The sequence below is a fragment of the Polaribacter sp. 11A2H genome (assembly GCF_011379025.1).
In the GTDB taxonomy this organism is placed as follows: Bacteria; Bacteroidota; Bacteroidia; order Flavobacteriales; family Flavobacteriaceae; genus Polaribacter.
Genome location: NZ_WTLD01000011.1, coordinates 17,709 through 43,301, shown reverse-complemented (window position 1 = coordinate 43,301; position 25,593 = coordinate 17,709). Strand labels below are relative to the sequence as shown.

At 31.0% G+C, this 25,593-nt stretch carries 20 protein-coding genes; 10 read left to right on the top strand and 10 right to left on the bottom strand.

Going from position 1 to position 25,593, the window contains the following annotated elements:
- Positions 1-74: 74 nt before the first annotated feature.
- On the bottom strand, positions 75-2,504 hold the full coding sequence (locus tag GQS58_RS13465) for a TonB-dependent receptor (RefSeq protein ID WP_166386760.1): 2,430 nt from the start codon (positions 2,502-2,504) through the stop codon (positions 75-77).
- Between the two features lie 535 nt (positions 2,505-3,039).
- Between GQS58_RS13465 and GQS58_RS13460 the strand changes: the two genes are divergently transcribed.
- From GQS58_RS13460 to GQS58_RS13435, 6 genes are all read left to right on the top strand, one after another.
- The gene (locus GQS58_RS13460) at positions 3,040-4,128 is read left to right on the top strand and encodes a TlpA disulfide reductase family protein (RefSeq protein WP_166386758.1); all 1,089 of its coding nucleotides are present in this window, start codon (positions 3,040-3,042) and stop codon (positions 4,126-4,128) included.
- 88 nt (positions 4,129-4,216) lie between these two features.
- The gene (locus tag GQS58_RS13455; RefSeq protein WP_166386756.1) at positions 4,217-4,909 is read left to right on the top strand and encodes a DUF2064 domain-containing protein; all 693 of its coding nucleotides are present in this window, start codon (positions 4,217-4,219) and stop codon (positions 4,907-4,909) included.
- Between the two features lie 66 nt (positions 4,910-4,975).
- Positions 4,976-8,236 (top strand): SusC/RagA family TonB-linked outer membrane protein, encoded by a 3,261-nt coding sequence (locus GQS58_RS13450; protein WP_240914622.1) that lies wholly within the window; start codon positions 4,976-4,978, stop codon positions 8,234-8,236.
- Between the two features lie 4 nt (positions 8,237-8,240).
- Positions 8,241-9,689, top strand: a complete 1,449-nt coding sequence (locus tag GQS58_RS13445) for a SusD/RagB family nutrient-binding outer membrane lipoprotein (RefSeq protein ID WP_166386754.1) — start codon at positions 8,241-8,243, stop codon at positions 9,687-9,689.
- 109 nt (positions 9,690-9,798) lie between these two features.
- Positions 9,799-10,710, top strand: a complete 912-nt coding sequence (locus tag GQS58_RS13440) for a nucleoside hydrolase (protein WP_166386752.1) — start codon at positions 9,799-9,801, stop codon at positions 10,708-10,710.
- Position 10,711: 1 nt separating this feature from the next.
- Complete coding sequence (locus GQS58_RS13435) at positions 10,712-11,683, top strand: phosphotransferase (RefSeq protein WP_166386750.1); 972 nt, start codon at positions 10,712-10,714, stop codon at positions 11,681-11,683.
- Here GQS58_RS13435 and arfB read toward each other — a convergent pair.
- The 5 genes from arfB to GQS58_RS13410 form a co-directional block, all read right to left on the bottom strand.
- Positions 11,680-12,084: an alternative ribosome rescue aminoacyl-tRNA hydrolase ArfB gene (gene arfB, locus GQS58_RS13430; RefSeq protein WP_166386748.1), complete on the bottom strand. Its 405-nt coding sequence runs from the start codon at positions 12,082-12,084 to the stop codon at positions 11,680-11,682. The genes GQS58_RS13435 and arfB overlap by 4 nt on opposite strands.
- Before the next feature lie 85 nt (positions 12,085-12,169).
- The gene (locus tag GQS58_RS13425; protein ID WP_166386746.1) at positions 12,170-12,829 is read right to left on the bottom strand and encodes an AAA family ATPase; all 660 of its coding nucleotides are present in this window, start codon (positions 12,827-12,829) and stop codon (positions 12,170-12,172) included.
- Positions 12,790-13,422: a nicotinamide riboside transporter PnuC gene (gene pnuC / locus GQS58_RS13420; RefSeq protein WP_166386744.1), complete on the bottom strand. Its 633-nt coding sequence runs from the start codon at positions 13,420-13,422 to the stop codon at positions 12,790-12,792. Before pnuC ends, GQS58_RS13425 begins: the two co-directional genes overlap by 40 nt.
- 430 nt (positions 13,423-13,852) lie before the next feature.
- Positions 13,853-14,575 (bottom strand): geranylgeranylglyceryl/heptaprenylglyceryl phosphate synthase, encoded by a 723-nt coding sequence (locus tag GQS58_RS13415; protein WP_166386742.1) that lies wholly within the window; start codon positions 14,573-14,575, stop codon positions 13,853-13,855.
- A 75-nt stretch (positions 14,576-14,650) separates the two neighbouring features.
- Complete coding sequence (locus tag GQS58_RS13410; RefSeq protein WP_166386740.1) at positions 14,651-15,526, bottom strand: helix-turn-helix domain-containing protein; 876 nt, start codon at positions 15,524-15,526, stop codon at positions 14,651-14,653.
- 94 nt (positions 15,527-15,620) lie between these two features.
- On the opposite strand from GQS58_RS13410, the gene GQS58_RS13405 reads away from it, so the two are divergent.
- Positions 15,621-15,974, top strand: a complete 354-nt coding sequence (locus tag GQS58_RS13405) for a DUF983 domain-containing protein (protein WP_166386738.1) — start codon at positions 15,621-15,623, stop codon at positions 15,972-15,974.
- Positions 15,975-16,053: 79 nt separating this feature from the next.
- Here the strand turns inward: GQS58_RS13405 and GQS58_RS13400 are convergent, their stop codons facing one another.
- The gene (locus GQS58_RS13400) at positions 16,054-16,680 is read right to left on the bottom strand and encodes a 4'-phosphopantetheinyl transferase family protein (RefSeq protein ID WP_166386736.1); all 627 of its coding nucleotides are present in this window, start codon (positions 16,678-16,680) and stop codon (positions 16,054-16,056) included.
- 63 nt (positions 16,681-16,743) lie between these two features.
- On the opposite strand from GQS58_RS13400, the gene ahcY reads away from it, so the two are divergent.
- From ahcY to GQS58_RS13385, 3 genes are all read left to right on the top strand, one after another.
- The gene (gene ahcY / locus GQS58_RS13395; RefSeq protein WP_166386734.1) at positions 16,744-18,057 is read left to right on the top strand and encodes an adenosylhomocysteinase; all 1,314 of its coding nucleotides are present in this window, start codon (positions 16,744-16,746) and stop codon (positions 18,055-18,057) included.
- An 881-nt stretch (positions 18,058-18,938) separates the two neighbouring features.
- Positions 18,939-19,745 carry a DNA/RNA non-specific endonuclease gene (locus GQS58_RS13390; RefSeq protein ID WP_166386732.1) on the top strand — a complete coding sequence of 269 codons (807 nt, stop codon included), beginning with the start codon at positions 18,939-18,941 and terminating at the stop codon, positions 19,743-19,745.
- A gap of 92 nt (positions 19,746-19,837) precedes the next feature.
- Positions 19,838-20,680 (top strand): DMT family transporter, encoded by an 843-nt coding sequence (locus tag GQS58_RS13385; RefSeq protein ID WP_240914621.1) that lies wholly within the window; start codon positions 19,838-19,840, stop codon positions 20,678-20,680.
- Positions 20,681-20,814: 134 nt separating this feature from the next.
- Here the strand turns inward: GQS58_RS13385 and GQS58_RS13380 are convergent, their stop codons facing one another.
- The 3 genes from GQS58_RS13380 to GQS58_RS13370 are packed head-to-tail and all read right to left on the bottom strand — an operon-like array spanning position 20,815 to position 25,396.
- Positions 20,815-22,350: a YifB family Mg chelatase-like AAA ATPase gene (locus tag GQS58_RS13380; protein ID WP_166386730.1), complete on the bottom strand. Its 1,536-nt coding sequence runs from the start codon at positions 22,348-22,350 to the stop codon at positions 20,815-20,817.
- A 30-nt stretch (positions 22,351-22,380) separates the two neighbouring features.
- Entirely contained in the window at positions 22,381-22,764 is a 384-nt protein-coding gene (locus tag GQS58_RS13375) for a hypothetical protein (protein ID WP_166386728.1), read from the bottom strand.
- Positions 22,765-22,816: 52 nt separating this feature from the next.
- Positions 22,817-25,396 carry a phosphoenolpyruvate carboxylase gene (locus GQS58_RS13370; protein ID WP_166386726.1) on the bottom strand — a complete coding sequence of 860 codons (2,580 nt, stop codon included), beginning with the start codon at positions 25,394-25,396 and terminating at the stop codon, positions 22,817-22,819.
- Positions 25,397-25,593 lie beyond the last annotated feature (197 nt).

The window sequence follows — 25,593 nt, the reverse complement described above, 5'->3', positions numbered from 1 at the left end:
ATTTTTTTAGTCAGTTTTAATCAAAAACCTCGATATAAGGATAAGAGAATAAATCCTTGGTTATCGCCCTGCGATTAAAACTTTAAGGTAACGCCAACTAAGAAGTTTCTAGTAGCTTGTGGGTAATAACCTGCTCCGTCACCAGTAACTGTATTTCCATTATCAGTATAATCATACGTGTAATAATAACCTCTGTCTACATATTCTGTATTAAAAATATTATTTACCAAAGCAGAAAATACAATCGATTTAAATACTTTGTTTGGTGTTATTTGATACACAATATTAAAATCAGACGTAAAATAATCGTTTAAAACATCGTTATCAGAAATAGCACTTCCAAAATTACTCATGTATTGTTTGCCAACAAATTTAGATAAGAAAGAGAACTGTAAATTGTCTATTGGTTTAAAAATAAACATGTTTCCTGCAATAATATCCGGAGAAAAAGACAAATCTGTATTTCCTAATGCTTGCGGAATTGGGTTTGCATCTCTCGTAATAAAAAAGTCTCTGTTTTTATTAGAACTAAAAGCAACATTCGGTTTTATAGAAAATTGATCTGAAACCCTAATATCTGCATCTATTTCTAAACCTAAACGGTAGCTGTCTCCAGAAGTCGCTCTTACAGGCGCGCCAACATCATCTAAAGCACCAGTTAATACCAACTGGTTTTTATAATTCATATAATAAATATTGGAGTTTAATTTAAAGTTCTCCGACTTAAATCTCCAACCAAATTCTAAATCATTTAAAGTTTCATGTGTGGTAACGCCAGCTTCAAAATCGTTTCTGTTTGGTTCTCTATTTGCAACTGCAAAAGAAGTATATAAATTATTATCGTCGTTAATTTTATAGGTTAAACCTACCTTCGGATTAAAGAAATTAAAGTTTGCATCTACGTCAATTGGAGCTCTTTTAGAAGTAATTCCTTTGGTTTCATAATTTACAAAACGTCCTTGTACATCTGCATAACCAGATAATTTCTCACTAATATCAAAAGTTGCTTTTGCAAAGATTGAAAAATCTGTTTTCTTAGCGTCAGAAAAATAATATTGATCTCTAATGCTTGCGGTATCTGTAAACTCTTTTCCCCAAATTACTTCACCAAAGTGGTTTCCTGTATAATTAGAATATGAAATTCCTGAAATTAGATTCAGTTTATCCGTTTTGTAATTGGTGTTAAAATTCACTACATAAAAATCGTTTTCTAACCAACGTCTTACAATAGCATCTGTAATCGGTATTAAAGAAGTACTACCGTCTTCATTTTCTACAGTTTTTATCTTTGTTCCTTCTAAGATACCATTATAATTATCAAAATCTAATGTACCGTCTTCATCTAAATCACTAATTACTTCTGTATCTGCTTTGTATTGCTCAAAAAATCCAGCACCTTTTGTATAGTTCAACGCTAAATTAGTAGACCAGTTTTCGTTTAACTTTTCATTCCAATGTAATTGGTAATGGTTTTGGTCATAATCATCCACTTCATTCTCATACGTATAAGGATTCTGTCTTCTATCTTCTTTAAGTTGATCTGCCGTTAAACCTTCCCAAGCTTGGTACGTAACTTCTTTTCCACCAAAAGTAACCGCTTTTATCAATGTGTTTTCATCGGTATAACTACCTTGTAAATAGTACGATTTTATATCAGAGCTTGCTCTATCTACATAACCATCAGAATAAATATTAGACAAACGACCTGCAATTTCTATGTGGTCGTTAATTTTACCTGTTGTAAATTTTACGGTATGTTTTCTAGTTCCGTAAGAACCAAAAGAGTTGGATATTTCTCCACCAGCTTCCTCGGCAACAGCATCTGTTAAAATATTTAAACTCGCACCAAAAGCACCAGAACCATTGGTTGAGGTTCCTACACCACGTTGCAATTGTAAATTCTCTGTAGAAGAAGCAAAATCTCCTAAATTCACCCAAAAAGAACCGTGACTTTCAGCATCATTATACGGTATTCCGTTTACGGTAACATTAATTCTTTCTCCGTTAGAACCACGCACACTCATGTAGGTATAACCAACACCTGCACCAGCATCTGATGATGAAACCACAGAAGGCATATAATTAAGCAGAATAGGAATATCCTGACCTAAATTACGGGTTGCGATTTCCTTTTTAGAAAGATTAGAAAATGTTACTGGCACATCAGCATTTACACGAACTGCAGAAACCAAAACTTCTTCTAAAACCGTGGCATTTGGAACTAAAGTAAACTCAATTTCATTGTTTTTGTCTAAATGAATTTCTTTAGAAACGGTGTTGTAACCAATAAATGAAACCTGAATGGTGTAGTCTCCTTTTAGTAGATTTAATTGAAACTTTCCATCAAAATCGGTAGAAGTTCCTTTGTTGTTTTCTTTCACCAAAATAGTGGCTCCTGGCAAAGATTCATTGTGTTCGTCTACTACTTTTCCTTTTAAAGTAAGCGACTGGGCGTTTGCAAATATACCTGCAAACAAGAATAAAAAAAATGTGATTTTTTTCATTTTAAAATAATTTAAAACGAATAAAAAGAGGTAATTATTCTTGTGATTTATGTTGAATAATTAGTGTTTATCATTTATGTAAAATAAGAACAAAATAATTTTCAGTTAAATTGTTTTACGCTACATAACGATGTGTTATGCAAAATGGCGATTATCGCCTCCCTAAACAGCATTATCTGTTCTAGGTTCATTGGGTATGATCTCAGCCTTAAAAAGTTGAAAGTTTATATCGTTAAAAGTATAAAAAGTCTGTTGAGACTGAAAACTAATAACTGAAACTGCCAACTAAAAAGCACCCCTTTATGAGAACGCTGCAAAATTACCTCAGTTTTTTGACATAAAGAATAACAAAAGCTTTTTTTTTTGAAGCTATTTCCTGCTTTCACTACTCGCTTTTTTTATCCTAAAAAGGGATAAAAAAGAGCTCAAACATGTCGTTCAATCAGGGCTACATTTGTTTGCTAACTTTATTAAAATAAAATTGTAATTAGTAGTTAATGTTTTTTTCTATCTTTAGAAAACCAAAATCATCAAAATGAAAAAAAGTATTGTAATTTTATGTCTTATAATTGGCTTAATATCTTGTCAAAAAAAACAAAGTGGTTATATTGTAGAAGCAGATATTACAGGTTTAAAAGACAGTACAAAAGTACTTTTATTTAATTCTAACACTTGGAAAGAATTAGATTCTACAATCATCATAAATAATAAATTTACTTTTAAAGGAAAATTAAATGATCCTACACCTGTTGGTATTTATATTTCTGATGTATCTATTGGTTTTTGGTTAGAAAATAAAAAAATTACGATAAATTCTTCTAAAGAAGAACTATTAGAAAAAAATAATGACTTTAGTAAAATTATTACAGGTAGTGAAACAAATAAAATTGCACTTCGTCATGAAAAACTTTTGAAGCCTTTTAGAGACAGGCAAGCAGAAACGTATAAAAAATTTAATAAAAAACTTATTTCAGAAGAAGCATATAAAGCATATAGAGATTCAATTACAAATACTTCTACTAAATTTCTATTCGAGAATCCTAATAATTATTTTTCTTTATCAGAAATCTTAGATTACAGGTTTGATTTAAAAAAAGAAAAACTAGAAGATTATTTCAGTCAACTTCCTTTAGAACTAAAAAAATCTAGTTACGGAAAAATATTGGATGATTTTTTACATATAAAACCAGTTAGAGAAGGAGATGATATTGTAGATATTATCGGAAAAAACTTAGACGGAGAAGAAATAAAATTAAGTGATTTTAAAGGAAAAGTAGTGCTTTTAGATTTTTGGGCAGGTTGGTGTCCTCCGTGTATAAAACAAATAAAAGAAGAATTTCCTTCGTTAATAGAAAAATACAAAGACAAAAATTTTCAGATTGTAAGTTATTCATTTGATATAAGAAGAGAAATGTGGAAAAATGCAAGTGATAAATTAGAAATAAATTGGCCAAATTTTTCTAAACTAACTAAGATTAATATTGATCCGGTTGCATTACAATATGATATATCATCCATACCAATTACTTTTATTATAAGCGAAGAAGGGAAAGTTTTAAAAAAAGTAGAATATAATGATGATTTAGAAAAAGAATTGGATAAAGTATTATTGGGTAAAGAGTAAATTTAAATTATATATCATCTTATTTATTATTTTAGCTTTTGTAATTTGCTATATATAATTACGACTGTTACAATTTAAAATATTTTTTTTGATCAATTTAAAACATTCTAAAACTGCTATTCTTATCTTTTCGCTTTCGCAAGAAGCCGAAAATTTACGTAAGCCTTTCCTTCAAAAAAAGGATACGGCTAGCAAACTGAATGCTTTAATTAAAGAAAAAGTTAGTTCTTTAGGTGTAGATTATTTTCATTATACAGAGAAAGATCAAAAAGGAAATAATTTTGGAGAACGGTATGTAAACACCATTTCCGAGATTTTTAATAAAGGCTATACTAATGTTATAACCGTTGGTAACGATACTTTAAGTTTAGAAAAAAAACATCTTCGTACCGCATTAGATTCGGTTAATAGTAAAAAAGTACCTGTTGGTCCTTCTTATGATGGTGGTTTCTATCTTTTAGGTTTGCATAAAGATCAATTTAATGCATCAGAATTTCTATCACTTCCTTGGGAGTCATCAACATTATATAAAGAGTTAAAAACACTTTTATCAGCAAAAGAAATAACCACTGCTACACTTCCTTATTTATACGATTTAGATGAAGAGTTAGATATTTCTAAAAACATAGCAGCACTTTCTTTTCTAAAAATAAAAGCACTTAAATTATTACAAAACCTACAAGTAGTAATTTTAAGAGCATGCAAATATATTTTACAAAAATTTAAAGAAGCTTCTTTAAAGCTGCCTTACAATAAAGGACCTCCATTGGTTTGTAATTAACTATAAGTACAATTTCCTGTAAATAAAACAGGACTTATTATTTTACACATATTTTAACTCAAACTAATGAAAAATTTATTTTTCGGGTTACTTGCGCTATTTACTATTAGCCTAAGTGCTCAAGAAGGTCTTGTGGTATACGCCATAGATTATAATACCAAAGAACCAATTAAAAATATAACTGTAACTCTTGTGAATGATCAACAAGGTTATGAAGTTAAAAAGACCACAAACGAAGTAGGTAAAGCCTCTTTTAATTCCATTGCCGTAGCAAACGGTTATCAAGTTATTTTTGATGGAAATAAAACATACGGAACCACAATTTCCGATAGGGTAGATGTGCGTTCTAATGAAGAATCTGTAGTCAGATTGTTATTATTTCCGGCTTCATTTCAGCAAGAAACGTTAAACGAAGTTGTTGTTACTGCTTTAGGAATTAAAAGAGAAAAACAATCTTTAGTATCTTCCGTAACCACTATAAAACCTGCGGCTCTTACAGAAGTTACGCTTACGAACGTGGTAAATAGCCTTGCAGGACAAGTTGCTGGTGTAAAAGTTACCAATGGTTCTTCTGGTGTAGGATCTTCTTCTCGTATTGTTATTCGTGGAGAGAATTCTTTAAGCAGCTCCAATCAACCTTTATTTGTTGTAGATGGTGTACCTATTAGTAATGAGCAAATTACAAGTGATTTAGTAAACGACGGTTCGTTACAAGAAGTAGATTATGGTAATGGCGCATCTGAAATTAGTCCAGATGATATTGCTTCTATCTCTATTTTAAAAGGAGCTGGTTCTGCGGCTTTATATGGTGCAAGAGCGGCTAACGGAGTGGTATTAATTACAACCAAAAGAGGTGAAAAGAAAAAAGGTTTAGGTGTTAGCATTAATAGCTCTTTAACCATAGAAACTTTATTAACCCTGCCAGATTATCAAAATGTATATGGTGGTGGTTCTAATGGTCAATATTCATTTCAAAACGGTGCTGGTGCTGGTGTTAACGATGGTGGTTTAAGTAGTTATGGTCCGCGTTTAGACCAAGGCCTTTTAATCAATCAATTTGATAGTCCATCTGTAGATATTAACGGAAATACAGTTCGTGCTGGAGACGTTATTGCAAGAACACAAGCAGACGGAACTTTAACGCCTATTACACCTACTGCTTGGGTTTCTAATCCTAATAATGTGCGTAATTTTTTTAAAACCGGAATTACGAAGCAAAATAATATTGCTATTAGCTCTTCTGGCGATAAAGGAAGTAGTAGGTTTTCGTATAGTAATTTAATAAACGAAGGAATTGTACCAAATACCGATTTAAAAAGAGATGGTATCTCTATAAGTTTAAACCAAGAATTACACAAAAAGTTACATGTAAATGCTTTTGTTAATTATATTAATACAAGAAGTGGAAACCGTCCTAATTTAGGATACGGATATGAAAATCCTCTTTATGGTTTTAATTGGACAGGTAGACAAGCAAATGTTAACTCCTTTAAAAATTATTGGCAAGCAGGACAAGAAGGTTCTCAGCATTTTGATATTAACTACAACTGGTTAACAAACCCTTATTTAACTGTTTTTGAAAACACTAACAGTTTTAATAAAAACAGATTTTTAGGAAACGCTGCCGCTGTTTACAATATTACAGACAAATTAACTGCAACCGTACGTGCTGGTTTAGATACTTATAATGATAAGCGAGAATTTAGACGTGCTGTAAGTACCAATGCAAATTTAGAAGGATCTTATAGAGAAGACAACGTGTTTTTTAAAGAATTAAACACAGATGTATTAATCTCTTATGATGATGTAATTAATGAAAACTGGAAATACAACGTAAGTGCAGGTGCTAACCGTTTTGATCAAGAAATTGAGTACAGTTATACTTTAGCACCTCAACTAGCTATTCCAGATATTTTTACACTTGCAAACTCTAAAGCTGCTTTGGTTGCAGAAAGTAATACGTTTACTAAAAGAATAAATAGTGTATATGCTACTAGTAATGTAAACTATAAAGATGCTCTTTATTTTGATGTTTCTTATAGAAATGATTGGAGTAGTACTTTACCTGCCAATAACAATTCTTTTGGATATTATTCTGCCGGCGTAAGTGCTGTAATTAGTAAATTAGTGACATTACCAGAAGCAATCTCTTTCTTAAAACTTCGTTTTAGTGGTGCAAGTGTTGGTAATGATACAGATCCTTATCAAAACAATCAGAACTTTTTATTAAATCAGAACTACGGAACCAATTTTCGCGTAACCAATGAGAATGTACTAAAGAATTCCAATTTAAAACCAGAAAGATTAAATGCTCTAGAAACGGGTGTTGAGGCTTGGTTTTTTAAGAATCGATTACAGGTAGATGTTTCTGCTTATCAAAATACGAGTGTAGACCAAATTATATCTAGTCCTATTTCTCAAGCGAGTGGTTTCGGTAATTTTAACATAAACGGAGGAGAAGTTCGTACGAGAGGTTTAGAAATTTTATTGAGTAGTATTCTAATTAAGAATAAAGATTTTAAATGGGAAAATTCTGTGAATTTTTCTACTTCTAGAAGTATTGTTACAGAATTACCAGAAGGAGTAGATCAATTTGTAACAGGTTCTGCAGACGTGTTTTCTGGTTCTGGCGGTTCTAATAGTGTTTTTTATATTGCCCAAGAAGGTGGTAGAGTTGGAGATATGTTTGGTACTGGTTTTGTAGAAATTGATGGAGAGATTCTTCACAATGCTAATGGTCTACCTGTACAAGATCCTAATTTACGCTTATTAGGAAATTATAATCCAGATTTTCAAGTAGGTTTTAATAATAACTTCACCTATAAAAATATAAACCTATCCTTTTTATTCGACTGGAGACAAGGTGGAACAATCGTTTCAAGAACTAAAGCTTTAGGAAGTACTTCTGGTGTATTAAAAGAAACTTTAATAGGTAGAGAAACAGGTATTGTAGGTAATGGTGTGGTTAATATAGGTACAGATGCAGCTCCACAGTATGTAGCAAACACAACTAATGTTTCTGCACAAACATACAATAATAGCTTTTTTGATCGTGGTAATGAAGCAAGTGCATTATATGATGGTTCTTATTTAAAATTAAGACAACTAAGTATTTATTATAAGTTTAATAAAGACTTAGTCAATAGAATTGGTTTCCAAAAAATAAAAATTGGTTTAACAGGGAGTAATTTATTCTTATTTACAGAAAACCCTCACTTTGATCCAGAACTAAATGCTTTACAAGGACAAAGTGTAACACAAGGTGTTGAAGATTTCTCATACCCATCTACAAGGAGTTTCGGAATTAGTATTAAAACTGAATTTTAAGAAAATGAAAAATTATAAAAATATATTTTTAGCAATCTTCGTTTTTAGTACATTTTTTACTGCGTGTACTAACGGTTTCGAAGAAATTAATACAAATAATAATAATCCAGAATCTGTTGCTCCGCAATTTTTATTAACCAATGTTCTTTCAGTTTCTTCTGATTTAAATGCCTACGACCAAGGCTTTAGACAAGCCAATTATTTAGCTCAATTTTCGGCTAGTATTGAATTTGAACGTATTGATCGTTATGAAATGGGGTCTAATAGTGGCTATTGGAATGCTATTTTTGGTTTACTTTCTGATATTGAATCTATACAAAATTCAGAAACTACAAACAGTGCTTATAATGCGGTTGGTGATATTATGAAAAGTTATTTATTCTCTCAACTTACCGATTTATGGAATGATGTTCCGTATTCTGAAGCTTTAGGAGCTGTTGATGGTGTTTTTTCTCCTAAATACGATACGCAAGAAAGTATTTATACAGATCCTGAAACAGGTATTTTGGCTACTTTAAAAAATGCTGCCGCAACATTAGAAAACAACAATGCTATTATTGATGGAGATGTTTTATTTAATGGCGATTTAAGTAAATGGATAAAATTTGCCAACTCTTTACAAGTTCGTTATTTAGTGCGTATTAGTAAACGTTTAAGTGATTTTTCAGACTTACAAGCTTTGGCAGATTCTGGTAACATCATGCAATCTAACAATGATAATGCGGTTCTTCCTTATTTAAGTACATCTCCAAATCAGTTTCCTTTATTTAATGCAGCTTCTGGTATTAATAATGAACATACCATGACGATTACTGTAGAAGAAATTTTAAAATCTTGGAACGATCCTAGAATGGCAGTTTTATACAAACCTACAAATGCAACTGCTAATACAACCGCAGAATTTCATGGTTTATTAAACGGACAATCGAATAATAGTATTGCCGCGAGTGGTGTAGACTTAAATAATATTTCTTTATTCGGAAGTATTTTTAGAGATACTCCTAATGGCGTAGATGCACAATACATGCAATATTCCGAAACTCAATTTGCTTTGGCAGAAGCTGTTGTAAAAGGTTTTATTTCTGGTGATGCAAATACATATTACCAAAACGGAATTGCAGCTAGCTTTGCTTATTATAACACAGAAATGCCTGCAGATTATTTTACAAGAACTGCTATTGCTTTAGACGGAAGTGAAGATGATATCACAAAAATTATGACTCAAAAATGGTTGAGTTTAATTTCTGTAGGTCATGAAGCTTGGTTTAATGTTCGTAGAACAGGAATTCCTAATCTAGTAGCTGGTCCAGATAATTTTAATCAAGATCGTTACCCAGTTCGTTATTTGTATCCAGAATCTGAACAAGCTTCTAATAACGCTAATTATAAAGAAGCTGCAGAAAGGATTGGTGGAGACAATATTAATAGTAAAGGTTGGTGGGAAAAAGATTAACTTTTTAATCTTTAAATTAGAAATAAAGAGAGGTAAACCCATAATTTATACTTTAAAAATGTGGGTTTACAATCGAAATATAAAACATCATTATATAATGACAAATTACATGAAAACGATATACACATTTATACTCTTCTTGTTGGTTTCTGCCTTTGCAGAAGCACAACAAAAACCGATACATTTAATTATTGATGCAGACACCGCAAATGAAGTAGATGATCTTTTTGCGCTGGTTCGTGCTATAGATGAACCTGCACTTCATCTTTTAGGGATTACTTCTGCACAGTTTCATACATCGCCACAAGCAACGGATAATACGGTTGGTGAAAGTCAGGCTATTAATGAGCAAATCATTAAAGTGATGAACCGCCCAGAAATTAAATTGCCTTTAGGTAGTAATGTTCCGTTAGCGTCTATGACAACACCATCTCCTTCGGAAGCTTCTAAATTTATTATTAAAAAAGCGCACGAAATGAAAGGTAACGAAAAGTTAGATTTGGTTATTTTAGGTTCTTGTACCAATGTTGCTTCTGCAATTTTAGAAGATCCTTCTATAATTTCTAAAATCCGAGTAAATTATCTTGGTTTTTGGCACACGGTAAAAACAAATACGTATAACAAAAAAGAGTTCAATTCTGGTAACGATCCACTTGCAGTGGATGTGCTTTTAAATACGGTTGATTTAGAGTTTAATGTAATGACAGCAACTACTTCTCAGCATTTAGTGTTTAAGAAAAAAACGATAGATAAGCAGTTAAAAGGAAAAGGCGGAATTAAAGACATCTTAGTAAATCGTTGGGATACGTACAATCGTTGGTGGACAAAAAAAGATCCTAAAAAGAAAAAATGGGTAATGTGGGATGTTGCAATTATTGAGGCTTTAATAAACCCAGAATATGCAACAATAACGCCTTTACAAACCCCAAAAGAAAACACAAAAAGAACTATTGGTGTGTACACAGATTTAGATAAAAAAGCAATGGAAAAGGCTTTTTGGAACCACCTTAATAAATTGTAATATGAAATATATCGATATAAATTCATCGTTTAAAATAATTAAAGAATTATTATTAGAAATCAATTTTTTAAAGGAGTCTGAAGAAATTTTATTCATAGAAAAACCAGGAGAAGGAAATATGAATGTGGTGTTGCGTGTAAAAACCAATCAGCGTTATTTTATTGTAAAACAATCGCGTCCTTTTGTACAGAAATATCAAGATATTCCTGCACCAGAAGATAGAATTGATGTAGAATATCAGTTTTATAAAGCTATTGAAAGTCCTGCTGTAACTTCTCATATTCCTGAAGTTCTTGCTTATGATGCAAAAAATTATGTATTAATTTTAGAAGATTTAGGGAATTGCGAAGACATGAGTCTTGTGTATAAAAATCGTGTTATCGAAACGGAATCAATTCAACTTTTGGTAGATATTCTTTCTAATATTCATAAAAGTGATGTTTCTAACACGTATCCAGAAAATAAAGAATTACGAGCTTTAAATCATCAACATATATTTGTTTTACCTTTTGCTGTTGATAATGGTTTTTCTTTAGATACCATTCAAGATGGATTAGAAGAAGTGTCACAAACTTATAAAAACGATAAAAAATTAAAAGAACAAATTGCTTTGGTTGGAGAGCGTTATTTATCGGAAGGAACAACTTTACTACATGGAGATTATTATCCTGGTAGTTGGATGACCAAAGAAGATGATGTATTTGTAATTGACCCAGAATTTAGTTTTAAAGGTTTTCCAGAATTCGATTTGGGAGTTATGGCGGCACATATGGTAATGGCAACCGGAAATAAAATATTAATTTCTACTGTTAAAAAAGCGTATACATTAAAGTTTGATGAACGTCTTTTCTTGCAAATAACAGGAATTGAAATTATGAGAAGGCTAATTGGTTTAGCCCAACTTCCGTTGGATAGAACTTTAGATGAAAAGAAAGAATTACTTGAAATAGCGAGATTATTAATAGTTGATTAATCTAATCCTGGTTTTTTTCTCAATGCTTTTTTTACAGAAGTTCTCTTTTTCTTTTCTGCATTTTTTCGAACAGAAGATTTACTTGGTTTTGTAGGTCTTCTTTTTTTCGGACGAATTAAACTGACACGTAATAATTCTAAAAACCGTTTGATTGCTAAGTCTTTGTTTCTGTGCTGAGAACGTGTTTCTTCACAAAATAAGATGAGGTTATTTTCTTTTGTTAACTTGCTTGAAAGTTTGATTTTTAAAAGGTCTTTTTCGTTATCAGAAAGAGAAAGAGAGTTTTCTAAATCGAAAGTTAATTCAATTTTAGAAGATGTTTTATTTACATGTTGTCCACCAGCTCCAGAGCTTCTAATGGCTTTAAAATTAAGTTCTTTTAGTATGTTTTCTTTGTTCATGTTCTAAAAATAGATGTTAGAATATAGATAAAAGAAAATAGACGAGCTTCTTAGGGCTATTCTCTAACTTCTTTTTTCTATTTTTTTAATACTCAAAAGGAGTGCCAAGATCATTTGTGTTTTGATGCATAAAATGCAGGTCTACATCTTGTAAAGAATCAGAGAAAGAATGCAAATCATTTTTACTAGCAATTATTTTGTCTATAACTTCTGTTGCATTCCTTAAGCGCGTTTCTTTATCGCCTTTTAATAAAATATAGGGTCTGTTGTTATCTATTAAAGATTTTTTGAATGCATTAAACATTTCTAAACGCAATTCTGGTCTGTCTCGTAAATCATCTTCTTCCCAAGGTGTATCAATGTACGTTAACAGATATAAATCATATTGATTTTCGCTTGCTGCTTCGTTTAGTCTTTCATCAACAAAACCACCATAAAACTCTTCTGAGTATACTTTGGTTTCTAGTAAATCGGTATCGCAAATTAAAATTTTATCAGCCTTTTTTGCTAAAGAATTTTCTAATTTCATTTGTCCGATGGCAATAGGAAGTAAATCTTCTTTTTCGCACGTTTTACGCTCGTTGTTCCATTTTTCTTGTAAATATTCACGTGCAAATTCTGGTGCCCAAACCGTATGGTAATAACGTGCTAAATGACGAGAAAGTGTAGTTTTTCCTGAAGATTCTGGTCCAAAAAGCACCACTTTTACGATGTTAATTGGGTCTTGTTTAAGTTCTTTTTCCATGCTAAATAACCAGATATCGCTATAAAAGTAAATATTAAATATTGAAAACTCGTAAAAGTAAACCCTTTATAAAAATACAAAGGAGCAGAAATAATGTCTCCAACAATCCAATAAATCCAATTTTCTATTTTTCGTTTTGCCATTAACCACATACCAACAAAGAAAATTGCCGTTGTAAGGGTGTCTACATAAGCCGTCCAACTAGTCCATTTTTCGAAATACGTATAAATTCCGTAAACAAAAATTAACGTTGCTATAAATATAAGAACACTTAGCTTTTTTTCTTTTAAAGTAGTTCTAGAAATAGGCGTTTCATGTTCTCCATCGCTTTTACAAGTCCAAATATACCAGCCATAAACACTCATTATAAAGTAGTAAGCGTTGATCATCATATCCCCTAAAAGTTCCCATTTATAAAGTAGGTACACAAAAATAAGCGTGCTAATCATTCCTGTAGGAAAAACCCATATTTTATTCAATTTAGAGTACCAAACAGATAAGAAACCGAATATTATAGCAATAATTTCTAATGAGATATCTATAGTAGAATAAGTTTTGTATTGTCCGAAAAGGAAATCGATAATTTCTGACATTGAGTTTTATTTGAAGTTGTAAATGTAATCTTTTCAGTTTTTATTAGTAAACGTAAAAGTGTAATTCATTTAAAACTACTTTAAAAAAGATAATCGTGTCATTTCGAACTTTAGGGAGGAAATCTCATAAGGTTTGGTTGTTGTTGTGTTATCACTGTTATGTGATTTCTCCTAACGTCGAAATGACAATTGTTGTGTTTTTTTTGCGTTCAGTTTTTGCTGCACCCAGTTTTGTCATTTCGACCTTTTGGGAGAAATCACATAAAGCTTGGTTGTTGTTGTTGTTGTTGTTGTTGTTGTTGTGTTATCACTGTTCTGAGATTTCTCAATACTTCGAAATGACAAGTTTGTGGTTCAGTTTTGTGGGATCACTGTTATGAGATTTTTCCTAGCGTAGAAATAACAAACAGTGAGGAAATATTAAAGCGTATTATTTTTTAAGTTGATTAAAAAACGCTTCATCATTTTCAAAAGCAGTACCAATAACCACTAAATCTGCACCAGCATTAAAAGCGGTTTCTAATTGTTTTTTAGAACGAATTCCGCCACCAACAATTAAAGGAATGTTTAAATTCTCACCCACAACAGTGATAATATTATGGCTGACTGCCTCAGTCGCTCCGGAACCGGCTTCTAGGTAAATTAGTTTTTTACCAGAAAATTCGCCAGCTAAAGCGGTGTTTAAAATGAGTTCGGTGTTTTCTTGCGCAATTGGTTTTGTGTTGCTTACTTTTTGGGTAGCTGTATCTTTTTTGCCATCAATTAAGATATATCCTGTAGAAATAATCTCTAAAGAAGAATCCTTCAAAAAAGGGACACTTCTTATTTGTTGTTCAATTAAATATTCTGGATTTCTGCCAGAAAGTAGACTTAAAAATAGAATTCCGTCTGCTTTTTGAGAGATTTGTTTTACATCACCAGGAAAAAGAACAACAGGCAAATGCGTTGTTTTTTTAATTGCCGCAACAACTGTATCCGTTACGTTATCTTTATCTGTACTACCACCAACAAATATATGCGTTGTTATAGATTGATGTACTTTTTCAAAAAAAGAAACGATGTTTTTTAGATCAATCTTTTCTGGATCGATTAAAACTGCTAACAGTTTTTTGCCTTCTTTTTTTGCTAGTAAAATGTTCTTATAAATATTCACAACTGCGAAAATAAGAAATTACAAGCAGATTAATATTAAAGTGATCTGTTTTTACAAGTTGTACTAATTGTCTATTTAGAAAGTATATTTTTTTCTAAAATCCATTGGCGTACAACCAGTTTTAGATTTAAAGAATCGAGAAAAATAGGCGTAATCAGAAAACTGAAGTGTATCTGCAATAGCAGCTAAATTATTTCCGGAATGAATAATTAATCTTTTAGATTCTAAGATAATTCTTTCAGAAATTAATTGACTTGTAGTTTTGTTCAGTGCTTTTTTTACAACTCTATTAAGGTGTTTGGTGGTGATGTTTAATTGATCGGAATAAAATTTAGGTAATTTCTCTTTATAAAAATGTTGGTGTATTAAGTTTTCTAGATTTTCTAGTATAATTGAATAACTAGTAGAAACGAGTTTTTCTAAATTAACATCTGCAGTGTAAGCCCTTGTTAAATCTATATAAATACTATTTATAAGGTTTATTATTTTTAACTCTCTTAACAAGTTTTGTTGTTGATATTCTGCGTACACTTCTTCAAACTTTAGTTTTAATACATCTATTTTTAATGGAGACAATTCTAAGAAAGGCGGATTCTGATTCGAATAATAAAATGGAAACGAGTGAAGGGTATGATCTAAAAATTTTATTTCATAAAATTCTTGAGAGTGGAAAAAGATAAAACCTTCTGGTTTTGTATCAAACTGCCAAGAATGAGTTTGACCAGGTTTTAAAAAGAAAACCTTGCCTGGGTTTACTTGGTAAGAATTAAAATCAATTTCATGCGTACCAAATCCTCCGGTAAAAAGAACACATAAGTAAAAATTATGACTGTGAGGTTTGTCAATTAACTTCTTATTCAATTCCAAATGGTTTGAAAAAGAATTGACATACAAATCCTTTAAAGATTCAGATTCTTTAAATTGATCAATTTTTAAAACAGGTATTTTCATAAGAATGTCCTAAAAGTACAAAAAATGGCGATTATACTATATGGTAAATGTAGTTTTATCAACTTAATTTTGTTATATTATTAAATTAGAGAGTATGGCAAATGTAATTGATATGTTAAAATGTAAATGTCCTAATTGTAAAAAAGGGAAAATGTATAGCGAATTAGGGAATCTTCTTCTGCTTAGATCTCCTAAAATGTATACAACTTGTAGCGAGTGTCATTTTAAATTCGAGAAAGAACCAGGTTTCTTTTTTGGAGCTATGTTTGTAACTTATGCACTTATATCGGCAGAAATGATAGCAGGTATGGTTTTATTTAAGTTTATATTAGATTTCTCTTACATAACTGTTGCACTTTTAGCAATTACAACGATTATTTTATTAAGTACCTTTAATCTAAGACTTTCTAGATCTATTTGGATTTATATGTTTTATAGTAATACCTAGAAAATTGACTCTGTACCGGATTTTTAAAAAGGAGATTATTTTATTTTTAGTAATTCCACTATTTTAAATCTTAGCCCTTTTAATAAGCAAAGACACACGTAAAGCCTTCAAACTCTAGAAACTCAATATTATAAGACATCGTTTTTCCTTCATATCTAATTTCTCCCGTAGTTTTAGCATCAGAAAACTTAAAATCTTCAATATAAATATTTTCTAAAAAGCGTAATTTTTTCTTTCCGTAAATTTTATACAAACTCTCTTTTCCTCCCCAAACAATGGTTAATTTACTAATTAAGGCATTGTGATTAGCAATGGTAACATACTCTTTAACGTGCGTAAACTTGTGTGCAATTTTTAATATTTTGTCACGTTGCATTTCAATATCAATACCAACAGGTAAATCATCAGAAATTATTAAGCTAGAAAAAGTAAAAGAATGGGTAATAGAAATATACTTTCCATCTTTTAAATGCGGTTTTCCAAATTCATCATAAATTAAATCAGCATCAGAATAGCCTGCTTCTTTTAATAAATGACGGACACTTAAAAAACCTCTTTGGTGTAAGTCAGATTTCATACTATCTAAACGAATTTGGCTTTTATCAGAAAGTAAAACGTTCTTATTTAATTCATTAAAGGATTCATCAATTTTCCAAATAAATACTTTGGTGTTTTCGTTAATCGTTAAACTTTTGTAAAGAGGCATACTTTTTTAAAATGGATGTCGTAACTTTGCAGTTCGAAAAATTAGAATATAAATATACATAATATGAGCACTAAATTAGCTTACGTACCAAACAAAGTTAAGGATATTTCTTTAGCAGATTGGGGGAGAAAAGAAATTTTATTGGCAGAAGCAGAAATGCCAGGATTAATGTCTTTAAGAGAAGAATACAAAAACGAGCAACCTTTAAAAGGAGCTAGAATTGCAGGGTGTTTACACATGACAATTCAAACAGCAGTTTTAATAGAAACTTTACAAGCTTTAGGTGCAGAAGTAACTTGGAGTTCTTGTAATATTTTTTCTACACAAGACCAAGCAGCAGCAGCAATTGCAGCAGCAGGAACAGCGGTTTACGCTTGGAAAGGTTTAACAGAAGAAGAATTTGACTGGTGTATAGAACAAACTTTATTCTTTGGAGAAGACAGAAAACCATTAAATTTAATTTTAGATGATGGTGGAGATTTAACAAACATGGTTTTGGATAAATACCCAGAATTAGCTGCAGGAATCAATGGTTTATCAGAAGAAACTACTACAGGAGTTCATAGACTTTACGAAAGAGTAAAAGCAGGAACTTTACCAATGCCAGCAATTAACGTAAACGATTCTGTTACAAAATCTAAATTCGATAACAAATATGGTTGTAAAGAATCTGCAGTAGATGCAATTCGTAGAGCAACAGATATTATGTTAGCAGGTAAAAGAGTAACTGTTTGTGGTTACGGAGATGTAGGTAAAGGTACAGCAGCATCATTTAAAGGAGCTGGTTCTATTGTAACGGTTACAGAAATCGACCCAATTTGTGCTTTACAAGCTGCAATGGACGGTTTTGAAGTTAAGAAATTAGAAACTGTTGTTGGTAATTCAGACATTATTATTACAACTACAGGAAACAAAGATATTATACAAGGTCGTCATTTCGAAGCAATGAAAGACAAGGTTATTGTATGTAACATTGGGCATTTTGATAATGAAATTGACATGGCTTGGTTAAACGGTAATCACGGTCATACAAAAGACACTATTAAACCTCAGGTTGATAAATATAACATTGCTGGAAACGACATTATTTTATTAGCAGAAGGTCGTTTAGTAAACTTAGGTTGTGCAACAGGTCACCCAAGTTTTGTAATGAGTAATTCATTTACAAACCAAACTTTGGCACAAATAGAACTTTGGAAAAACAGAGATGCTTATGAAAACGAAGTGTACATGTTACCAAAACATTTAGATGAAAAAGTAGCAAAATTACACTTAGCAAAAATCGGTGTTGAATTAACAGAATTACGCGAAGAACAAGCTTCTTATATTGGTGTAACTGTAGATGGTCCTTATAAGCCAGAACACTATAGATACTAGAAATAGTTTTTAGGTTTTAGTTGTTGGTTTTTAGTAGCAACTTGAATTCATAAAATTATTCTGTCATTTCGAAATGAGCCTTTTTGGGCGATTGAGAAATCTCATAATACCTGAAAACCCTTTCATTAATTTGAAAGGGTTTTTCTTTTTTTTCTGTCATTCTGAAATGAGTCTTTTTAGACGATTGAGGAATCTTATAACAGCAGAATCTTTTCATTAATTTGAACTTTTTTAGTTATTGTGTTACAAGAAAAAATGAAGTAAATTTCACTCTAACTGACATCATATTTTTCATACTGTCCCATTGAGTGATTTTATTTTTTTACAAAATTGTATCGAGATGTTTTGTTTTTGGGCGTTTTAACAGGCTTTCCACTATATCTTTTTTGAGAAAAACAAAAAAGGATGCCGTTTCAATCCTTAACGCGGGTTTTAGTAATTAAAGCACATTCTTTATTTTCCTGCAAGGTTTCAAAAACCTTGTAGGTATAAGTTTGATAAGCCATATTTTGGCTAAAGCCACTTTGTTGCAAATATTTAAAGACCTGCAGATAAATCTACAGGCAATTAAAAACTTCATGCTTATATTCAGTTTATCAATTGTCACAGACTTTCGTCTGAATGGAAGAACATTTTTTGCGTTGAAAAGGATAAAAAATAAACAACATTTTGGCTAAAGCCATTGTGTTATAGATAATTAAAATCTCATGTTTATATTGATTTCATGAATTGTCACAGACTTTAGTCTGTGTTTAATTAATATGTAAAATATTGGCTTTAGCCAAATAATTATAGATTGATTAGAAAAAGTGATTGATAATTTTAAAGAGTAAATTCCATTTTCTCTTTCTTTCATACCTTTACAACTTAAAATAATCACCTTGAAAAAAAAACAATTACTCTCTATCATAGCCATCATCATTTTAGTAGCTGTTTTAGGTTCTGAAGAACTATTAGATGCTAAAAAAGAAAATAACATAATAGAAAACGGTAAAACACCTAAAGCAACAACCAATCAATATTTTCTACCAACAAGTACTACAAACCAGGTTATACATCATCAAAACTATTCACTATCCTATAGCGAAAAACACGAACAAGCAGAATGGGTTGCGTATGAGTTAAAAGCTTCCGATTTAAGCAGTACAAATTACAAAAGACCTTATTTTGAAATAGACAGTGCCGTAAAAACCAAAGCAGCACATTGGCGTAATTATAAAAAATCTGGTTATGATAAAGGGCATTTATGTCCTGCAGCAGATAGACGTTTTTCTAAGGAAGCACACGATGAAACCTTTTTAACAAGTAATATTAGTCCGCAAGAACACCAATTTAACGCAGGAGTTTGGAATCGTTTAGAACAGAAAGTACGGTATTGGGCAAAGAAAAACGATGGTGTTTTTGTAATTACAGGAGGGGTTTTAGAAAACAATTTAAAAACGATTGGAAGTGAAGCTGTTGCTGTACCAAACAGGTTTTATAAAGTAATACTAGATAAAACAAACGGTAAAATTAAAATGTTAGCTTTTCTAATGCCGCACAAAGAGTCTAATTTGCCTTTGTATAAATTTGTGGTTTCTGTAGATAAAATAGAAGCTATAACTGGTATTGATTTCTTTAAAGAACTAGACGATACTATAGAAGAAAAACTAGAAAGTTCTAGTAGTTATAAAAACTGGAGTTTTTAGAAAACCCAATATTAAACTGGTTAGCCAGTTTAATATTCACTATTTTTGTGCCCACTTTAATAGGTGTTTAAAATAGTAAAAACTACCACTTCATGAAAAGCTCAAAGGCAATTTTTTATATGATTTTTAGTGTTATTGCATTTTCACTAATGAATACTGTTGTAAAATTCTTAAATGATTTTAGTGCTTATCAAATTGTGTTTTTTAGATCTATTGGTACGTTGTTTTTTACGGTGCCATTAATTTTAAAAGCGAAGATTCCTATTTTAGGGAATAATAAAAAACTGTTATTTATTAGAGGGCTTGCAGGAGTAATTTCCTTAACAACTTTTTTTCAGGCTTTAAATTATTTGGCAATTGGTACGGCAGTTTCATTAAGATATACTTCTCCTATTTTTGCTGCTATTTTAGCTCTTATTTTCTTAAAAGAAAAAATAAAAACAGTTCAATGGTTTTTATTTTTATTATCATTTATAGGGGTTTTGGTTATTAAAGGGTTTGGTGGAGATGTAGATTCTATGGGAATAATCTTAGTGCTTTTATCTGCAATTTCTTTAGGTGTAATTTTTGTAGTAATTCGTAAAATAGGAGACACAGAAAACCCATTAGTAATTATCAATTATTTTATGGTAATGGCTTTTGTTTTTGGAGGTATTATGTCTATTAATAATTGGAAAAACCCAAATTTAGTAGAATGGTTATTATTACTAAGTTTAGGTATTTTTGGTTATGTTGGTCAATTATATATGACCAAAGCATTACAATCTCACGAAACAAATGTAATTGCACCTTTAAAGTATTTAGAAGTCATTTTTATGATTGTTATTGGCGCTTTTTGGTTTGGAGAAATTTATACTCTTTGGACTTTACTAGGAGTCTTTCTAATTATGTTCGGTTTGCTTTATAATATCTATTTAAAACGAAAACGTAGTTAATTTTACTAAAAGGTTTTTTTTAAAAATCAATCTCATTGAATAGCTAAAACACAAAACAAACAGTTTTTCAACCATAATTCTATGTGAACTTTGCAATTTACCTTTGCGTCTTTGCGTTTAATTAATGTCAACTTTTACCCCAACCAACCATCTCTATCTAAACTTCTATATTGTATGGCTTCTGCAATATGATCTGGAGAAATATCTTTAGTGGCAGCTAAGTCTGCAATTGTTCTAGAAACTTTCAAAATCCTGTCATAAGCACGAGCAGAAAGGTTTAGTTTTTCCATAGCCGTTTTAAGTAACGTTAAACTTTCTTCGGATAATTTACAAAACTCACGAATCTGTTTTACACTCATTTGGGCATTATAATGAACGTTTTCGAAATCTTTAAAACGCTCAGATTGTATTTCTCTAGAGGCTGTAACGCGTTCTCTAATTACAACGCTAGATTCGCCTTTTCTTTCTTCGGTTAGTTTTTCAAACGGAACGGGAGTCACTTCTATATGAATATCTATTCTGTCTAATAAAGGTCCAGATATTTTACTCAAATAACGTTGCATTTCTTGTGGAGAAGAAGTCATCGGACTATTTGGGTCGTTAAAGAAACCACTCGGACTCGGGTTCATACTTGCCACCAACATAAAACTACTTGGGTAGGTAACCGTAAATTTTGCACGAGAAATAGTAACTTCTCTGTCTTCTAAAGGTTGACGCATTACTTCCAACACATCTCTTTTAAATTCTGGTAATTCATCTAAAAATAAAACCCCATTGTGGGAAAGTGAAATCTCTCCAGGTCTTGGGTATTGTCCGCCGCCGACTAAAGCGACGTTAGAAATTGTATGATGTGGGCTTCTAAAAGGACGTTGGTATAGCAAACCTTCCTTTTTTATTTTTCCTACCACAGAATGAATTTTTGTAGTCTCTAGAGCTTCATGCAAAGTCATTGGTGGTAAAATAGAAGGCAAACGTTTTGCTAACATAGTTTTTCCAGATCCTGGAGGACCAATTAAAATAATATTATGTCCGCCTGCAGCGGCAATTTCCATACAACGCTTAATAGATTCTTGTCCTTTTACATCAGAAAAATCGAATTCGGGGAAATCGATATTTTTATAAAACTCCGCTCTTGTGTCAACAATAGTGGGTTCAATTTTTTTATCATCATTAAAATGATTGATGACTTCCAAAATATTTTCTACACCTAACACTTCTAAATCATCTACAATGGCAGCCTCTTTTGCGTTTTCTTTCGGAAGAATTAAATATTTATAACCTTCTTCTCTTGCTTTTATGGCAATTGGTAAAGCACCTCTTATGGGTTGTAAACTTCCGTCTAAAGAAAGCTCTCCCATAATAATGTATTCTTCAATATGGTCTGATTTTATTTGAGCAGATGCCGCTAAAATTCCAACAGCTAAAGTTAAATCATAAGAAGCGCCTTCTTTCCGAATATCGGCGGGAGCCATGTTTATGATAATTTTCTTTCCAGGAAGTTTGTAGTTATTGTTATTGAGAGCAGCAGAAATTCGATACGAACTTTCTCGAACAGCATTATCTGGCAAACCTACCAAATGATAGCCAATTCCTTTATCAATATTTACTTCTACGGTAATTGTGGTTGCCTCAATACCAAAAACGGCAGAGCCATAGACTTTTACAAGCATTCTTTTTCTTTTTTCTAAAGATAAAGAAAATTAATTAAGGTTTGGTTGCTTAAAATTAATAGGATCCCATCGAGTAGGGTCGTGTTTTTGTAAAAAACCTTTTAATAAGTTTTCATCTCTATAACTTTTATAATCGTCATAGATAAATTTAGTGGCTTTTGTAGAAAGATTTTCAGTAGAAATTAAAAATTGGTTATCATCAATTTCTTCAAAAGAAACCGTTGAAAATTTATATTTTTTTTTGAAGTTTAAATCCTTGTTTATAGAAGAATAAGTAGGATTGTTATCAGCTTTTAGCTGAAAAGAAGTAGTGTAAATACTAACAGGAGTAAAATTATTGTTGGTAGTTTGTTGTTGTGAAAAACAAAAACTACCAACAAATAAAGTTAAAAGTAAGAAAGCGTATTTTCTCATGGTACGTGTTATTACTTTATAAATATACTGTAATTAATTGATAAATAAAATTTTAAGCAGAATTTCTACTTGCATTAATATTACCAAATAAAGAACGCATTACCATTTTTTCGTATACTTCAATTTCTTCTGCGCTTCCGCCATTTTTTTGAAGTTCTTGAATTTTCTTTAATGCGAACTGTTGTATTGTTAATAAAGGCAATACAATTTGTTCTCTAATTTCTATAGATGCTTTTCCTACAGGAAAATTTTCCATTAATTCAGATTCTCCAGTAAGTTTTAAAAGTAACCTTTTAGAAGTTTCGTATTCTGTAAAAATCAAAGTCCAAAATTCACCAAATTCTTCGTCATCTGCCATATAAGAGGTTAAGCCAAAGAAAGATTTGGTTAAACTCATCATACTGTTTTCTAACAAAGTTCTAAAGAAATCTGAAGCGTGATAAAATTCTTTTACTTCTTCAAATCTACCAGCATCTTCGTATTTTTTAAGAGCAGTACCCACACCAAAGAAACCTGGTACGTTTTGTTTTAACTGACTCCAGCTACCTACAAAAGGAATGGCTCTTAATGCAGAAAAGTCTAACTTGTCAGATCCACCACGTTTACTTGGTCTACTTCCAATATTGGTTTTTGCATAGTATTTTAACGTACTCATTTTTTCTAAATACGATAAAAATTTAGGATGATTTTTAAAGTCTACATACGTTTGATAACTTGTAGCAGCCATGTCGTTTATTAACTCTCTATGGTTATCATTTAATTGATCTTTTGTAAAAACATCATTTTTAATACCAGAACTTATCAATTGTTCTAAGTTGTATTGAGATGAATTTAACGTACCAAAGTTAGAACTAATTGTTTGTCCTTGTATGGTTAATTGTATTTCTTTATCCTCTATTGTTGGGCCTAAAGAAGCATAGAATTGGTGTGTTTTTCCTCCTCCACGTGCTGGTGGTCCACCACGTCCGTCAAAGAAAACTACTTCAATATCAAATTCTCTAGAGATTCTTGTTAAAGCTTCTTTTGCTTTAAAAATACCCCAGTTAGCCATTAAGTATCCACCATCTTTTGTTCCATCAGAAAAACCTAACATAATTGTTTGTTTGTTTTTTCTTTTAGCAACATGGTGTCTATATACTTGATTAGAGTATAGGGTTCTCATTACTTCTTCTGAATTTTCTAAATCATCTACAGTTTCAAAAAGCGGAATAACATCTACTGGTAATTCGTTTTCAAAACCACATAAATTTAGCATTGCAAAAGTTTGCATTACGTGTAAAGCACTTTGGTTGTTACTAATAATGTAACGGTTTGCTCCACGTTCTCCATTTCTTTGCTGAATCTCTTTTAACGCATAAATAGATTCTATAGTTTTAACAGAAGTTTCGTCTGTTAAAATACTTGGGTCTATACTTCCTTTTACAACAGATAGAACTTCCACTTGTTCTTCATCTGAAAGACTTAAATAGTTTTTAGGGAAAGTAGTGTCTCCTGTTTTAAGTAAATCTTCTACAATTTGAGTAAATGCTTGGTGATGTACTCTACTATCTTGTCTAATATCTAAAGTTGCAAAGTGAAAACCGAAAATTCTAACTTTATTGATTACGTCATTTAATTCTTCTACAAATAAAGATTGATGATCATTTACAATAATTTCTCTGGCAGCATATAATTCGTCTAATAAGATTTTTTGAGAAAAATTAACTTTCGTATAACTTCTTACAACATGCTTATAAAGTCTCTTTTCTAACTTTGCAAAAATTTCTTGAACACCATCAAACGTATAACGTCTTTTTAAACGTCTTATGTCTCTATAGTAATTTCTTAAAATTGTTTGACGCAATCTTTCTGCAACATCTAAAGTTATTTTAGTAGTTACAAACGGATTTCCATCTCTATCTCCACCTGGCCAAAAACCAAGTTCAATAATTTCATTTTCTATTGGTTCTCCATCATAAATATGATGTTGAATGTAGTTGTATATTTTAGGCACAGAGTGATAAAAAACATGTTCTAAATACCAAATTAAACTTACAGCTTCATCAAACGGAGATGGTTTTTCTTTTTTATAGAAAGGTGTTTTTCCTAATTGAGCTAATAATTTTCTAATTAGTAATAAATCATCATTTTGAATTGCTTTGTCTAAGTCTGTAATGATACCTAAAACAGACCCCGGATAAAATTGTGTTGGGTGCGCTGTTAATACAACACGTACTTTAAAGTCTTCTAAGTGCTTTTTTAATTCGTCTTTTTTATTGCTTAATAGCGCTAGCTCTTTAGAGTTTCTTAACGTACCAAAACCATCCATATTATTTACAATAGGATATGCGGCATCTTCTACAGCATCAAATAAAACTACTTGACGTTCTATAAATTGAATAAAACGAAAAAGCAAATCTGATTTTTCTTTTTCTGTAGGTTCGTCTTGGTATTTATTAAAAAAGTGTTCTACAATTTCTGTAGGGTTTTTTTCTAATTTAAAACCTTTACTACAAACTTTATGTAAAAGAGGTAATAAAACCCCAGTATCGTCTATGGTGTCAAAAGGTAGCGTTGTGAAAATACTGTTATAAATCTGATATTTAGACAGTACGTTTTCATTAAATCTATCTAGCTTAGGTAAATTGTTCATTTTCTTATGATTTTACGGGATTAAAATTACGAAAAAGGGAAATGATTAAGCCTACTTTTTAATGAATAATCATGTTTTTATTTGCGAAAACGATATAAATTTGATTCCTTTTTAGTGAATTGTTTATTTTCTGTTACTTAATGTCCATTTTTGTTTTTATCTAAACAAAAATAGTTTGCATAAATATATTCTTTATT

Coding starts and splice junctions, on each gene's coding strand:
- GQS58_RS13465 (WP_166386760.1), bottom strand. CDS start 2,504: ATGAAAAAAATCACATTTTTTTTATTCTTGTTTGCAGGTATATTTGCA.
- GQS58_RS13460 (WP_166386758.1), top strand. CDS start 3,040: ATGAAAAAAAGTATTGTAATTTTATGTCTTATAATTGGCTTAATATCT.
- GQS58_RS13450 (WP_240914622.1), top strand. CDS start 4,976: ATGAAAAATTTATTTTTCGGGTTACTTGCGCTATTTACTATTAGCCTA.
- GQS58_RS13445 (WP_166386754.1), top strand. CDS start 8,241: ATGAAAAATTATAAAAATATATTTTTAGCAATCTTCGTTTTTAGTACA.
- GQS58_RS13440 (WP_166386752.1), top strand. CDS start 9,799: ATGAAAACGATATACACATTTATACTCTTCTTGTTGGTTTCTGCCTTT.
- GQS58_RS13435 (WP_166386750.1), top strand. CDS start 10,712: ATGAAATATATCGATATAAATTCATCGTTTAAAATAATTAAAGAATTA.
- arfB (WP_166386748.1), bottom strand. CDS start 12,084: ATGAACAAAGAAAACATACTAAAAGAACTTAATTTTAAAGCCATTAGA.
- GQS58_RS13425 (WP_166386746.1), bottom strand. CDS start 12,829: ATGGAAAAAGAACTTAAACAAGACCCAATTAACATCGTAAAAGTGGTG.
- pnuC (WP_166386744.1), bottom strand. CDS start 13,422: ATGTCAGAAATTATCGATTTCCTTTTCGGACAATACAAAACTTATTCT.
- GQS58_RS13410 (WP_166386740.1), bottom strand. CDS start 15,526: ATGAAAATACCTGTTTTAAAAATTGATCAATTTAAAGAATCTGAATCT.
- GQS58_RS13405 (WP_166386738.1), top strand. CDS start 15,621: ATGGCAAATGTAATTGATATGTTAAAATGTAAATGTCCTAATTGTAAA.
- GQS58_RS13400 (WP_166386736.1), bottom strand. CDS start 16,680: ATGCCTCTTTACAAAAGTTTAACGATTAACGAAAACACCAAAGTATTT.
- ahcY (WP_166386734.1), top strand. CDS start 16,744: ATGAGCACTAAATTAGCTTACGTACCAAACAAAGTTAAGGATATTTCT.
- GQS58_RS13385 (WP_240914621.1), top strand. CDS start 19,838: ATGAAAAGCTCAAAGGCAATTTTTTATATGATTTTTAGTGTTATTGCA.
- GQS58_RS13380 (WP_166386730.1), bottom strand. CDS start 22,350: ATGCTTGTAAAAGTCTATGGCTCTGCCGTTTTTGGTATTGAGGCAACC.
- GQS58_RS13375 (WP_166386728.1), bottom strand. CDS start 22,764: ATGAGAAAATACGCTTTCTTACTTTTAACTTTATTTGTTGGTAGTTTT.
- GQS58_RS13370 (WP_166386726.1), bottom strand. CDS start 25,396: ATGAACAATTTACCTAAGCTAGATAGATTTAATGAAAACGTACTGTCT.